A 12,333-nucleotide genomic window follows, 5' to 3' on the forward strand; every position below is an offset into this window, starting at 1 on the left:
ACGCACTCTGCTGATGTCTGCGACTCTGCTGGCCTCCGGCCTCACCCCCCTGGCCATGGCGAGCGCCGAGGCTGCCGTCGGCACACCGGGCGACGTGAACAAGGACGGGTACCGCGACGTGGTCGTCTCCGCCCCGAACGCCACCGTGGCAGGGCGCGCGAAGGCCGGTGCCGTGCTGGTGCTCTACGGCACCGCGCACGGCATCGATCCCTCCCGGCGCACCGTGCTCACACAGAACTCCACCGGCATCCCGGGCGCGGCCGAGGCCGGTGACCTCTTCGGCGCGGCCGTCGTCGTCTCCGACCTGAACCGGGACGGTTACAGCGACCTCGTCGTCGGTTCACCCGGCGAGGACGTCGCGGGCGACGACGGCGGAGGCTCGGTCACCGTCGTTTACGGCACGTCCTCGGGCCTGACGAAGGCGAAGCCGGTCCAAGACCCCTGGCCGTCGTCCCACGACGCGTACGGGCGGACGCTGGCCGTGGGCACCTACAACGGCCTCAACCCGGTCAACGACGGCAAGCTGTCGATCGCCGTGGGTGCCAACGACGCCGAAGTCGCCTTCGTACCGGCCGACCTGACGGCGCAGTCCGGGACTTCGGGCAACGGCTTCGCGTTCAACCCGGCCTACGGCATCGTCGCGTTGACGGCGATAGATCTGCCGAACACCGACGACGACCGCCTGATCGTCCACGGCCGGGGCGTCGGGGACGGCGGCTGGGGCTACGACGGGACGGGTGACGACCCCGGCACCCGCTTCGCGGACCCGGCCGGCTTCGAGGGCGGCGACCTGCCCGCGGGCACCACGTCCGCGGTGGGGGACCTGGACGGCAACGGCTCCCCCGATCTCGTCATCGGCAACCCCGAGGACCCTTCGCAGAGCCCGGACGCCTCCCTCGGCGGCGAGGTCACCGTCTATTACGACGCCGGCTCCTCGGGCTCGCCCAGCCGGGTCCAGACCATCACGCAGGACACGGCGGGCGTGCCCGGTGCCGGTGAGGCGAAGGACCGCTTCGGTGCCTCCGTCGCGATCGGCGACACCGACAAGGACGGTCGCGCCGACCTCGTGATCGGAGCCCCGGGCGAGAACGGCGCGAGCGGCGCGGTCACCGTCGTACGCGGCACGGCCGGACTGCTGGATGTCGCACACGCTCGCGTCTGGACGCAGAACACCGCGGGTGTGGCAGGCAGTTCGGAAACCGGCGACGCCTTCGGGTCGGCCGTGCGGATCGTCGACACGAACAAGGACGGCTACGGCGACCTCGTCGTCGCCGCCTCCGGTGAGAACGGCGGCGCGGGTGCGCTGTGGTCACTGCGCGGCTCGGCCGCGTCGGTCACCGCGGCCGCCTCCGTCAACGTCGGCACTGGCGGCGCGGGCCTCGGCTCCGCAGGCGCCGCCCGCCTCGGAAGCGTGGTGACCGGCCCGTGACCCGCCTCCGCCCCGCCCCGCACGCCCCCGAACCCGGAGCCGTCATGCCGCACCCCCCGCAGGTCCGCACCTCCCGCGGATTCTCCTCCCGCTTCCTGAGCGCCGCGATCGCCGTCAGCGCGACCACCACACTGACCGCGGTCGTCCTGCCGGCCGGCGCGGCGGCCGCCGCCGCGCCCTACCGCGGCGCCAACACCGCCGCCGTCCAGGATGACTTCAACGGTGACGGCTACCGTGACCTGGCCGTCGGAGCGCCCGGAGCGGCCGACGGCACGGTGGACGCCGCGGGTGCGGTCGTCGTGCTGTACGGCTCGGCGAGCGGAGTCTCGGCCGCCCGCCGCACGGTCATCACCCAGGCCACCACCGGGGTACCCGGAACGCCGGAGGAATGGGACGGGTTCGGCACGGCCGTCACGTCGGCCGACCTCGACCGCGACGGCTACGCCGACCTGCTCGTCGGCACACCCTCCGAGTCCGCCGGCACCATGGGAGGCGTCGGCTCGCTGACCGTGGTGTGGGGAGGCCCGACCGGCCTCAAGGGCGGAGCCTCCATCTCCCCGCCCACCGGGCTCGACGAGGGCTGCGGTTTCGCGGCCGGTCTGGCCGTAGGTGACGTCACCGGTGACGGTGCACCCGACCTCTCGGTCACCGGCAACTGTGGCGCCACCACCTACACCGGGCCGTTCACCCGTACCGGCGGCGCCGCGCAGCGGCACTTCGTCAACGAACTCGGGACCAACCGCGGTGTCGTCATGGGGGACGTCGACGGCGACGGACGCGCCGAGCGCTTCTGGCTGCCCGGCCCCACCGACGGGGACGTGAGCGGACCCGTCTACGCCGAGGGCGACGACGGCCGCTACACCGAACTGCCGCTCGCCGACGGTCTGTCCGGACAGATCGGCGACATCAACGGCGACGGCTACGGTGACCTGGTCACCGGAGTGCCCTACGACGCCTCCCTCACGTCCGGGGCCACCCCCGCCCACCGCGGCGGCGAGATCCAGGTGCTCTACGGCAGCGCGCAGGGCATCAACCCCACGCAGAAGCCCCAGACCATCCACCAGGACACCGCGGGCGTGCCCGGCGCCGGCGAGGACGGCGACCTGTTCGGGATCTCCCTCGCCGTCGGGGACACCAACGGCGACACGTACGCCGACGTCCTCGTCGGCACTCCGGGAGAGGCCATGGGGTCCGCCCACTACGCGGGCAGTGCGACCCTGTTGCGCGGATCGGCCTCCGGTCTCACCACGGCCGGAGCGAAGGGCTACACCCAGAACACCACTGGCGTGCCCGGGGCCGCCGAGAGCGGCGACAGATTCGGCGCCGCCACCCACCTCGTCGACGTCACCAAGGACGGCAAAGCCGAGGTCATGGTGGGCGCGCCCGGCGAAAACTCCGACGGTCTGCTGTGGACCGCCAGGGGATCCGCGGCCGGGCCCATGACCAGCGGCTCCACGGCCACGGGCGGAACCGGCGCCGGACTCAAGCGCAGGTACGCCGACATCGACTTCGGTGCGGCCCTGCCGGGAGCCCAGTCCACCACCTGACGGGCCGATCTGCTCTCTGACTCTCGCGGGCCGCTCACGCACTGCATTGCCGTACCGGCCCCCTGTTCTGACTGGGACTCACATGCGTATACGTGCTGCGGCGATGGCCGGGACCACGTCCGCCGCCCTGCTGCTGACCGCTGGGACAGGTGTTCCGGCGCACGCCGACGGCCAACCGGTCATCACCAAGGTCGTGGTCAACAAGGGCAAGAACATCGTGGTCGGCCCCACCACCGTCACCAAGTTCAGCGCCCAGGTCACCGCCACTGATCCGTCCGGCGTGATCGTGGCAGACGTGCAGCTGTGGCGCGGCCCCTCCTTCGACGACCGCACGGGCGCAATCTCCTACGACGCCCCCAACTGCCATGCCGACAGCTCCACGACCACCACCTGCACCATGAACTTCCAGGTCATGGCCGACACCCGCGACATGACCAACGCCCTGTCCAACGCGAAGGCCGGCACCTGGCACATCTACGCCAGCGCCTTCTCCAAGGACCGCGTCCAGACCACCATCGACTCCTGGGCGACCGTCAACGTCCAGCGAAGGTCCCAGCTGACCGCGAACGCGGCCCCCGAGCCGGTGAAGAAGGGCAAGACCCTCACCGTCACCGGCAAGCTCTCCCGCGCCAACTGGGACACCCGCAAGTACGCCGGCTACAGCGGCCAACGCGTGAAACTCCAGTACCGGCCCAAAAACAGCAGCACCTACACCACCCTCAAGACCGTCACCACCAGCAGCACCGGCGAGTTGAAGACCACCGTCAAAGCCACCGCCGACGGCTACTACCGCTACTCCTTCCCCGGCACCACGACCACCCCGGCCATCAACGCCGCCGGCGACTACGTCGACGTGACGTAAAACCCGCCTGAAGGGGTCGTTCCCGGGGCCCTCTCGTGACGGCCATCGAGGTAGGACCGCAGGGAAGCGAGCCCTGGACGTGCCATGGTCAACGCCCGATGAAGTGGCACCAGGGTGCCGCACAACTGAGTCGTGCCGGCCCTTGCCTCCGCTCCGCCTGGGGCCGGTGTCTTCGTGATGAAGACGGCCTGCCGGACCCAGGCACGCCGGCAATGCGCGCGGGGGTGGCACGACTGGGCCGTCTCTTCGCGCTGGTGTCAGTGCCGCGTGCCACACTGCCGGCCATGTCGCTCGCTGATCTCACTCTCGACCTGTGGCGGACCTTCGACGAGGTCACCGCCCGGCGGATCGCCCAGGATGCCGCTGCCCACGTCGGCGGCCGGGTATCGCTCGTCGAGGCCACGGAACACCTCGGCGCTTCACTTCACCGCGTCCGAATCGAACGGGACGGGCAGGAGTTCGCCCTGATACCCGGAGGCCGCGTGTGCGTGGGCTTGGACCTCAACACCTGGCAGCCGACCGCGCAGCAGGCCGCAGACTACGCCGGGAGCCTGGAACAGGGCTACGGCTACGGGCCAGATCTGCGGAGCCACCTCGAGCGGATCCTCAGCGCTCGCCGCAGCGTTGACCTGGCCACCGTCCTCATGGCCGTGGAGGACGAGAACCTGACCGAACCTCCAGCGGACATGCCGGCCGCCCTCTCCCTGCGTGGTCTGCGCATGCCGAGCTCAGACGAGTGGGAACACGCCTGCGGCGCCGGGGCGGACACCCTGTTCCGCTGGGGCGACGACTGTCCCCTCGACCGCATCCCCTACGGGGACGACACCGGCCCCCACAACCAGCTGAACGCCTTCGGTCTGCACATCGCCTACGACACCTACCGCGCCGAGCTGACCAGCGATGTCACCGCCGTCCACGGCGGCGACGGGGGCGAGTCGGTGTGCGGCGGCTACGGCCACCTGCTGGCCTGGCTCCCCTTGGCGACAGCCAACCGCAACCCCGACATGGCCGAGTTCGTGTACGGACCAGACGGAGAGGACATGTACGAAGACTTCTCCACGCGACCGGTGCTCACGCTCTGAGTAATCGCGTGCAGACGGCCCGATCGTCGACCATCTCACCTCTGGCGGGACGGGCTCGCTCCCCCGCCCCACGGTGAGGGCGAAGAGTCCGCGCTGCCAGGCCGACTTCCTAGGACAGGTGTGTAATGGGAGGTGAGGTGGTCCAGGCAGAGAGCAGAGCCATGAGCGACCGCACACACAAGCACCAGCTGCCGCCGGTGCACACCACGGCGGACTGGAGGACACCCCAGTGGGGTGCCAGCGTTCCGGCCCGGGAGGTGTTCCCCGGCTACGGCGGGCCCATCGATCCCGGGCAGCGGGAAGCGGAGCTGACGCGGTTTGTCGGCGCCATGACGGCGCGCGGGTGGACCGAGGTCCACCGCATGCCTGGCGCCGTCCTCCTCGCCCAGGTGCAGCGCCCCAACAGGGCGGCGGCCGCCGGTGTGGGCGCGACTGGCGTCGCAGCCGGCGCAGCGGTCGGCGGGGCTGGCATCCTGGGCGTGCTCGGCGGCATCTGCGTGATCATTCTGGGCTTGGTTCTGACCCTCACGATCATCGGTGCCATCATCGGCATCCCGCAGCTGGCGCAGCCATGATCACCGGGGGTACGGCCGCGGTCACCGCCGGCGGTGCGGTCGGAGCGACCGGAGCGGCGGTCGGCATCAGCGGTGTCGCCTCCCGCGACCAGACACAGCGCGTCCAGGCATGGGTCGACGAGACAGGGCGCATCTTCACCAAGGACATGCCCCCCGGTCCCTGACGGTGTCCGTCGCATCCTGCTGGGCCGTCAGACACCGGCTGGCCGTCGCGCCGTGCACCGGTCCCCCGACGACGAGGTCGAGCTGACAGACCTCGGCGGTAGGTCCGCGATCTCCAGGGCGGGACAACAACCGGCGTTCAGTTCCCTGACCGACCGGATCCTTGCAGTCGGAGTGCTGTTCACCGGTCCGGCTCGTACGGCGGGATGGTCCAGCGCAGCACCGCCTCGCCTGCGCGGGCTTCGAGGGTGGCGGGGTAGACCTGACCGTAGGCCCGCTCTCCGTGGTGGCGCATGGAGTGATCCCCGGGATCCCAGCCCAGGCCGAGGACTTGGCAGGCGTCGAAGTCGATGGTGCCGGCGAGCAGAGGGTGGCTCCATCCGGCCCGGGTGAACCGGTGGAAGTCGGTGTGAGGGTCGACGGCGACCATCAGGCCCTTGCCGGGCCCTTCGCGCATCCAGGTCCGCAGCCGTTCGGCGACGGCTTCGGCCTCCTCGAGCGGGAGGTCGAGCCATCCGCGTGGGCCGTGTCCGCTGGAGTGCTGCGGGATGCGGTCGCCGCCGAACTCGGCATGGACGGTGTCTTCGTACTTTCCCCAGTAGGTGACGTCCGCCAGGCCGTCGGTGGACGGGCCGCCCAGGCCGGTGAAACCGTCCAGCGCCCGGGCGTCGCCGAGGACCATGCCGCACCGGTCGACCGGCAGGTCTCCGAATTGCAGGGGCTCGCCCGCATCGGGGCCGGGCCAGGGCAGGCCGAGCTCTACCTCCAGGACGGCGATCGTCGGTGCCCCGTCGAAGGGTGAAGGTGAGGTCCGGGCCCGTACCTGCAGGGGCCGGTCGGCGGCTGCGGCTACGGCGATCGCCTCGCACATCCAAGCCGATGGCTCGGTGCCGTCAGGTCCGTGCAGGTGGCCGCCGCCGGCGGCTATCGCGGCCCGGGCACGCTCGGACAGCGGTCCCCCGACCTGCGGCCAGTAGTCGATCCAGCCCGCCATCCCCAGCACGAGCATCCCGGAGGGCGCGTTGACAGTGCCAAGGTCCACACCGGTCTCAGTCATCCGCTGATTCAACAGGCTCGGAACCGAAAGGATCAAGGTGCAGTCGCGTCCGACGTACGCGTGGAACCGCCATGCGGGGCGCGCGCCGGTAGCGGCGGGCGAGAGGTACGCAAGGAAGCACTACTAGGCGCTGCGCGGCCTGCGCCCGGTCGTCTTCTTCGCCGTGGTCTTCTTCGCGGCCGTCTTCTTGGCCGGCTGCTTCTTCGCCGTCTTCTTGGCGTTGGTCTTCTTCGGGAGTTCGTGTACCTCGGCGTCCTCGCCGCGGGAGGCCTTGGCCTTCTGTACGGACTCCTGCAACGCGGCCATCAGGTCCAGCACCTGCCCCTGCGGCGCTTCCTGCTCGGGTTCGGCGGGCAGAGGCTTGTCCTCCCGCTTCGCCTCGATCACCTTCGCCAGGGCCTCCGTGTAGGTGTCGCGGAGGTCGTCGCCGTCCAGGTCGTCGCGGGTCATGGAGTCCATGAGCGCCAGGGCGCCCTCGATCTCGTCCTCGTCCAGTTCGACGGCCGGCGGGAACAGCTCGGCCGGGGAGCGGACCTCGTCCGGCCAGCGCATGGCGTGCAGCACGAGCACGTCCCCGCGCACCCGCATCAGCCCGAGCCTCTCCCTTCCGGACCACGCGTACTTGGCGACGGCCACCTTCGAGGAGCGGCCGAGGGCCTGGACGAGGAGTTTGTAGGGCTTGGCTGCGACAGCGCCGTCGGGGGTGAGGTAGTAGCCGTCGCCGATGCGGAGCGGGTCGATGGACTCCAGGGGCACGAACGCGGCGACTTCGATCGCCTTCGCGGTGGGCAGCGGGAGGTTGCTGAGGTCCTCGTCTGTGATCGCGACGACCTGGTCGCGGGCGTACTCGTAGCCCTTGCCGATCTCCGCGTTGGCCAGCTCGCGGTCCTCGAGCTCACACACCTTCTTGACCCGCACCCGGCCCATGTCTTCGAGGTGGTACTGGTGGAACGCGATCGAGTGGTTCTCGGTGGCACTCACCACGTGGATTGGTACCGTGACCAGGCCAAACGAGATGGCGCCGCTCCACACGGTTCGGGGCATGGCTGACCTCCGCGACGACCCCGAGCCCCATCAGCCTACGAGTGCCACTCCTGTCCCGCATGCGCGCCGGCATCCCGGGGCGCACGCTGGTGGCATGGCCACGCCTCAGCCAGTGGTGATCTAACCGCCCGGTTCGGACGGCGGCCGCCGCGTCCGCGTAGACGATCGGTTCGTGGGGCTGGCGTACCGGGTGATCGATGTCGTCGAGTTCCTGCGCCAGGCGGGCCTGGACGACGTCGACGACGTGTGGGTGGAGCAGTCGGCGCTGATCGAGTGGCGTGGGATCGGCCCTGAAGAGTGGGGTTCGTGATGCCCCGGATGGCTGCCTTTCACCTGACCTGATCGAGCGTGCTCAGCAAGAGTCGGCAGTTGGTGACTGCCTCGTAGCTGCCGCCCAGGGGCTGAAAGCGATAAGAGTGGCGCCGGGCCGACCACAACCCTTTCCATGCGGCGTATGGCCGCATCGCGTCCACCCATGTGCACTGCCCGAGCCATGCCCGGGCATGCGCGGTACTGCGGAAGTATCGCCGCAGCTCGCGCTCCAGGACGCCATGGTCGAAGGCTGCGTTATAGATGAGGCAGCGGCGGTGGTGCAGGAGCTGGCCGAGGTGATGTGCAATCGCGGCGAAGGATGGCGCGTCTGCGACCTGCTGGCGGGTGATGCCGTGCAGTGCGGTCGCCGCGGGGGCGATGTCGGCGAGCGGGTTGAGGTGTTCGTTGAAGAGCACGGTGCCGTGGCGGTCCGTCACGCCGATCTGCACCGCCCACGGTTCGGTGAGCGCGGTGGTCTGCACGTCGAGCACGACCAGGCGGGGGTCGGCGAGGATGCCGTGGACCCACCGCCGGACCCGTTCGTGCTCCGTCCGCCAGGAGGCGGGGCGCCGCAGCGCGCGGACGGCGTCGTCCAAGTGGGTGTGCTGTTCCCGGAGTGTCTGGACGTGCCAGTTCCGGCCGGAGTCGAACTGGGCGTGGACGGTGCCGAGGTAGCGGGCATCTTCGTAGAGCGCCCAGGTCGGCCGGTCGGTGTCGCCGGGCCGGACGAAGCAGACGGCTCTGGTGTCGATGGTGCGGGTGAACAGATGGCCCAGGCTGGGTGTGAGGTCAGGCGAAAGCATGCGCAGGGGCCTTGGAGACGAAAGGGGTCAGGGGCAGGCCGTGCGCCATCCAGTTGTGGAAGGCCTCGGCGGTGTAGAGGACGCCGCTGCCCGAGAGGCGACCGGGTTGTTTGGGATGGCAGCGGTTGATCCGCAGGACCAGGTGCAGGCCGTCGGCCTGCTGTGACTCCCCGAGGTCGAGGTGGACCGGGCGGCGGCAGGCGTCGAGGGTCTCGCGGGGCCTGCTCCAGGCGAAGTTGACGTGTTCTCGCCCGGGTGTCATGGCGAGGCGCAGGCGACCGCTTCGGTGGGCGTCGCAGGCGTCGAAGAGCCAGACCATCGTGCCGTAGACGCGCTCGCGCAGTTCGATATCGACGCGGGACAGGTGCCCGTACTGCAGCTCCACGATGTGCCCGCACGGAGTCAGGACGTCGCCTTCCAAGTCGCCGCGCGGAACGAACTGCTGGTTGCTGCTCAGCCCGGCACGCCAGCCTTGGTTCCAGGGCCCCTCGCCGCGTACGCGGGAGGGGCCGAGGTGGGCCCCGCACTTGGGGCACCTGGTGTGGGAGGGCACTAGACCGCCTTGAGCTGGGTGTCCAGCCAAGTCACCGTGTCCGTGGTGAGACCGAGGTCCTCCGGTGACCGGCCGGCGGCGCGCAGCACTCCGGCGATGCTCGTTTCGGTGCGGTACGTGTTGATCAGGTCTTCCAGTACGGCGTCGGCTGCCTCGGCGCGGTCGAGGAAGTCCAGCTCGTCCTGCTGGACGCGCATCTGCCGGGACGCGTCCGACTGAATGTCGTAGAGGCGTCGGTGCTCGGTCCTGGCTTTGGTACGGCGTGCGGGGATGCTGGCCCTGAAGTCGGACCAGTGGACGATGAAGAGGGTCCCCTGGTGGCCGATGCCGGTGTTCTGGTCGTCCTGTGTGGTGCGGCCGGTGCCGCAGCCTCCGGTGACCGTCACGGTAGTGCCCGCCTTCCCGGTGGCCGGTCCGGGGCTGCTCGTGCCCGTCGTGTCCTGATCGTCTGTGCCGGGTGGCGTGGGGCCCGGCGTGCTGTCCTGGGCATCGCCCGTGCCGGTCTCGGCGTCGGTGGTGTCCGGGCCGGTCACGATGACCGCAGAGCGGGCCTGGTCGTACTTCTGGTACTGCTGCTCGAGGTACTTGCCGGCGGGCGCGTTCGGGGCAAGGTACTGCTCGGCCACCCGGAAGGCGTGGCCGATGCCGTCACGCAGGTTCATGAGGATCAGCTCGCCCATGATCTTGCGAAACTCGTAGGGGCTGTCGCCCGTTTTCGCGCTGGCCTGATCGCAGATGCCGGCCAGCCAGTGAGCGGTGTCGGGCGGGTAGCGGTCAAAAAAGAACGGCGCGTTGTCGCCGGGAACGTCGTTGGTCATGCGGTCGTGCTCTCTACGAGGCGCAGGCCGCCGGGCCTGCGCGCGTGGGTGATGGTGGCAGCCCACTGGGCCACGTCGTCGGCGAGGTAGGTGACAAGCCGGACAAGGTCGTCGTCGGCGTCGGCGGCGACCTTGTCGGCGGGGTACCAGTCGGTGACGAAGGCGTTGAAGCGACCGACAGCACGGGCGAAGTCCTGCCGCCATTCGGCCAGTAGCAGTTCGTCGCTGGGCCGGGTGCCCCCGAGGACCTGGACGAGCTCACGGAAGACGGCCTCTCCCGGCTCTTCGTCCGAAGCCTCGTCCGCTTCGTGCAGGGCCGCTGCGTGCGCCGTCGCCTGAAGCAGTTCGGGGTCCTCGCGCAGCACGGCGCGGGCCAGTGCGGGACGCTGGACGAGGTAGGCGGCGGTGACGGCGCGGGTCGCATCGTCATCGGCCCTGACTGCGCCGAGGATCGCCTCGCGGACCTCGGGCTGATGGGCTTCGAACTGATGGACTGTGGTGGTGAGCGCCTTGCGTTCGGACTGGGCACCGGGGCGGCGGCTGGGCGGGATTGCCTTGCGGACGGCCCTGAGGTAGTCGGCCTCTGTGACTTCGAGGACGTCGTTCTGCTCGGCCAGATCCATCAAGCCGCGTAGAACGGCGACCTTCTCAGCGAACTGCTCCTGGTCAAAGTCGCCCGGGCCACCGCCGAGGACAACCTGGTACAGCGTGGTGAACGAGACGTACACCTTGGAGTCCAGGACGGGCTGGCGCTGCTGCGGCTTCCACCGATGGGCCAGCAGGCGGCATTTACGCAGTGTGTGGGGCGACCACTCGAGCCGCGCGGTGAGCACATCGAGCTGCGCCTCGGTGACGTAGCGGGAGCCGGGCTTCGCCGGCGGCCCGTACTTCGCCACGAGCCAGTCGCCGACCGCGAAGCGCGTGGCCCGGAACTCGCGGCCTGTGGTGGAGCCGCGAGTGACGATGCGTACGATCTCCTCGAACTCCGCCGGCGTACAGCCTGCTTCGTCCGCTTGGGGCTTTGTCCAAAACGACGGGGACGGCGTGGTCATCCTCATGCGCTCCGTGTGGGAAGGCCACCCACACTGAGCAGCCGGGCACGGAGAGTAGCCACATTCGCGACTCGCCTACTTTGAGTGATGATCCGGTTGGGGCGGCGCAAGGGCGTCATCTTGCGCGCATGGCATCAACTCCGCGCGCGGGAAGATCACCTCCGAGGGTGAACCGGCGCCTCGGCGCCAGTGTGCGCCGCACGCCGCGCGTAGTCACAGGCCGTTGCCCAGAGCCAGCGCTTCGCCATGGGGTGCTCAACCGTCGCAGCCGCCTCCGCGTTCGCCGCGGCGTACCCCCATCGCTCCCGCCGCAACCCCGAGCACTGCTGCTCAACGGCACGCAGGCACATGGCAAGGTGCAGGATGCGCCCCCGCAACCCGCACAAAGGGTCCCCCGCGGAAGTGGCTGCGGAGTCAACGAAATCCTCGGACATAAGGGCAACCCTGCCCCACCGACGAGGCCACGCCGACACGGCCGGGCCCAACACCGGAGCCCGTGTTAGACCTACTGGCGGGCGTCGAGGCGGTGCTGGAGCGCGCCGTCCGGGCCAAAGACGTCCATCAAATAGCCCCGCCTCAGCGAAAGCCCTTCCTCCCGCTCCAAATACCCCGTGATGGACCCCTTGAGGTCATCGAAGATCTCGGCGTCTTGGTCCGGATCGTGCGTCCACACAATCAGCAGGGGCACGCCGTCCGGATCGGAGCTCCGCTGTATCCCGTACACATCTTTCTCTCCGCCGGACTTGCGGTAGCGCGCGGCCACCCGGACTGCGGCATCGGGCGCGACGGTAGAGGTGATCGTGGGACCAGGCGTGACGGATGAGCGACCTGGGCTCGGGGCGCCGACCGTGGTGCAGCCGGCCAGGAACGCGGCACTTCCGAGGCAGGCCAGTGCAGTTAAGCGGGTTGTCGGATTCATGACGCCATTCTCGTCGGTCCCCGAACGGCCGACTTCACCCCCCTGGGCGAGGCGGCGCACGGCTCTCTTGCCCACAGGGCTGAAGCAGAAGACTCGTGTGCGGGATCGGTGTCAGTGC

The 12,333-nt window shown here is 69.9% G+C and carries 14 protein-coding genes; 7 read left to right on the forward strand and 7 right to left on the reverse strand.

Annotated elements, in window-relative coordinates:
• Positions 1–13: 13 nt before the first annotated feature.
• The 6 genes from AQJ54_RS39950 (at position 14) to AQJ54_RS45905 (ending at position 5,659) form a co-directional block, all read left to right on the forward strand.
• Positions 14–1,429, forward strand: coding sequence for an integrin alpha (locus AQJ54_RS39950; protein ID WP_062246162.1), 1,416 nt, complete (start codon positions 14–16; stop codon positions 1,427–1,429).
• The gene (locus AQJ54_RS39955) at positions 1,426–2,976 is read left to right on the forward strand and encodes an FG-GAP-like repeat-containing protein (RefSeq protein ID WP_248845556.1); all 1,551 of its coding nucleotides are present in this window, start codon (positions 1,426–1,428) and stop codon (positions 2,974–2,976) included. The genes AQJ54_RS39950 and AQJ54_RS39955 overlap by 4 nt, the downstream gene beginning before the upstream one ends.
• An 82-nt stretch (positions 2,977–3,058) precedes the next feature.
• On the forward strand, positions 3,059–3,838 hold the full coding sequence (locus tag AQJ54_RS39960) for a hypothetical protein (protein WP_062246165.1): 780 nt from the start codon (positions 3,059–3,061) through the stop codon (positions 3,836–3,838).
• Between the two features lie 284 nt (positions 3,839–4,122).
• Positions 4,123–4,920 carry a hypothetical protein gene (locus AQJ54_RS39965; RefSeq protein ID WP_062246303.1) on the forward strand — a complete coding sequence of 266 codons (798 nt, stop codon included), beginning with the start codon at positions 4,123–4,125 and terminating at the stop codon, positions 4,918–4,920.
• Positions 4,921–5,081: 161 nt separating this feature from the next.
• Positions 5,082–5,495, forward strand: coding sequence for a hypothetical protein (locus AQJ54_RS39970; protein ID WP_159055623.1), 414 nt, complete (start codon positions 5,082–5,084; stop codon positions 5,493–5,495).
• Positions 5,492–5,659: a hypothetical protein gene (locus AQJ54_RS45905; protein WP_159055624.1), complete on the forward strand. Its 168-nt coding sequence runs from the start codon at positions 5,492–5,494 to the stop codon at positions 5,657–5,659. Before AQJ54_RS39970 ends, AQJ54_RS45905 begins: the two co-directional genes overlap by 4 nt.
• A gap of 179 nt (positions 5,660–5,838) precedes the next feature.
• Here the strand turns inward: AQJ54_RS45905 and AQJ54_RS46505 are convergent, their stop codons facing one another.
• Together AQJ54_RS46505 and ku are read right to left on the reverse strand one after the other, a co-directional pair.
• Positions 5,839–6,714, reverse strand: a complete 876-nt coding sequence (locus tag AQJ54_RS46505) for a hypothetical protein (protein WP_211278640.1) — start codon at positions 6,712–6,714, stop codon at positions 5,839–5,841.
• Between the two features lie 123 nt (positions 6,715–6,837).
• A complete protein-coding gene (ku, locus tag AQJ54_RS39985; protein ID WP_062246169.1) occupies positions 6,838–7,758 on the reverse strand; it encodes a non-homologous end joining protein Ku in 921 nt (306 codons plus the stop codon).
• Positions 7,759–7,930: 172 nt separating this feature from the next.
• Between ku and AQJ54_RS47675 the strand changes: the two genes are divergently transcribed.
• Complete coding sequence (locus tag AQJ54_RS47675) at positions 7,931–8,068, forward strand: hypothetical protein (protein WP_346265486.1); 138 nt, start codon at positions 7,931–7,933, stop codon at positions 8,066–8,068.
• A gap of 19 nt (positions 8,069–8,087) precedes the next feature.
• Here the strand turns inward: AQJ54_RS47675 and AQJ54_RS39995 are convergent, their stop codons facing one another.
• From AQJ54_RS39995 to AQJ54_RS40020, 5 genes are all read right to left on the reverse strand, one after another.
• On the reverse strand, positions 8,088–8,873 hold the full coding sequence (locus tag AQJ54_RS39995) for a 3'-5' exonuclease (RefSeq protein WP_062246171.1): 786 nt from the start codon (positions 8,871–8,873) through the stop codon (positions 8,088–8,090).
• Positions 8,860–9,426 (reverse strand): hypothetical protein, encoded by a 567-nt coding sequence (locus AQJ54_RS40000; RefSeq protein WP_062246173.1) that lies wholly within the window; start codon positions 9,424–9,426, stop codon positions 8,860–8,862. The genes AQJ54_RS39995 and AQJ54_RS40000 overlap by 14 nt, the downstream gene beginning before the upstream one ends.
• The gene (locus tag AQJ54_RS40005) at positions 9,426–10,244 is read right to left on the reverse strand and encodes a hypothetical protein (protein WP_062246174.1); all 819 of its coding nucleotides are present in this window, start codon (positions 10,242–10,244) and stop codon (positions 9,426–9,428) included. The genes AQJ54_RS40000 and AQJ54_RS40005 overlap by 1 nt, the downstream gene beginning before the upstream one ends.
• Positions 10,241–11,296 carry a hypothetical protein gene (locus AQJ54_RS40010; RefSeq protein WP_062246176.1) on the reverse strand — a complete coding sequence of 352 codons (1,056 nt, stop codon included), beginning with the start codon at positions 11,294–11,296 and terminating at the stop codon, positions 10,241–10,243. The genes AQJ54_RS40005 and AQJ54_RS40010 overlap by 4 nt, the downstream gene beginning before the upstream one ends.
• A gap of 505 nt (positions 11,297–11,801) precedes the next feature.
• Entirely contained in the window at positions 11,802–12,215 is a 414-nt protein-coding gene (locus AQJ54_RS40020) for a hypothetical protein (RefSeq protein WP_062246313.1), read from the reverse strand.
• Between the last annotated feature and the right edge of the window lie 118 nt (positions 12,216–12,333).

The sequence above is a fragment of the Streptomyces griseorubiginosus genome, from assembly GCF_001514195.1.
In the GTDB taxonomy this organism is placed as follows: Bacteria; Actinomycetota; Actinomycetes; order Streptomycetales; family Streptomycetaceae; genus Streptomyces; species Streptomyces griseorubiginosus.

Excerpts from the sequence above, each read along its gene's own strand:
- AQJ54_RS39950 (WP_062246162.1), top strand. The coding sequence starts at position 14 with ATGTCTGCGACTCTGCTGGCCTCCGGCCTCACCCCCCTGGCCATGGCG.
- AQJ54_RS39960 (WP_062246165.1), top strand. The coding sequence starts at position 3,059 with ATGCGTATACGTGCTGCGGCGATGGCCGGGACCACGTCCGCCGCCCTG.
- AQJ54_RS39965 (WP_062246303.1), top strand. The coding sequence starts at position 4,123 with ATGTCGCTCGCTGATCTCACTCTCGACCTGTGGCGGACCTTCGACGAG.
- AQJ54_RS39970 (WP_159055623.1), top strand. The coding sequence starts at position 5,082 with ATGAGCGACCGCACACACAAGCACCAGCTGCCGCCGGTGCACACCACG.
- AQJ54_RS45905 (WP_159055624.1), top strand. The coding sequence starts at position 5,492 with ATGATCACCGGGGGTACGGCCGCGGTCACCGCCGGCGGTGCGGTCGGA.
- AQJ54_RS46505 (WP_211278640.1), bottom strand. The coding sequence starts at position 6,714 with ATGACTGAGACCGGTGTGGACCTTGGCACTGTCAACGCGCCCTCCGGG.
- ku (WP_062246169.1), bottom strand. The coding sequence starts at position 7,758 with ATGCCCCGAACCGTGTGGAGCGGCGCCATCTCGTTTGGCCTGGTCACG.
- AQJ54_RS39995 (WP_062246171.1), bottom strand. The coding sequence starts at position 8,873 with ATGCTTTCGCCTGACCTCACACCCAGCCTGGGCCATCTGTTCACCCGC.
- AQJ54_RS40005 (WP_062246174.1), bottom strand. The coding sequence starts at position 10,244 with ATGACCAACGACGTTCCCGGCGACAACGCGCCGTTCTTTTTTGACCGC.
- AQJ54_RS40010 (WP_062246176.1), bottom strand. The coding sequence starts at position 11,296 with ATGACCACGCCGTCCCCGTCGTTTTGGACAAAGCCCCAAGCGGACGAA.
- AQJ54_RS40020 (WP_062246313.1), bottom strand. The coding sequence starts at position 12,215 with ATGAATCCGACAACCCGCTTAACTGCACTGGCCTGCCTCGGAAGTGCC.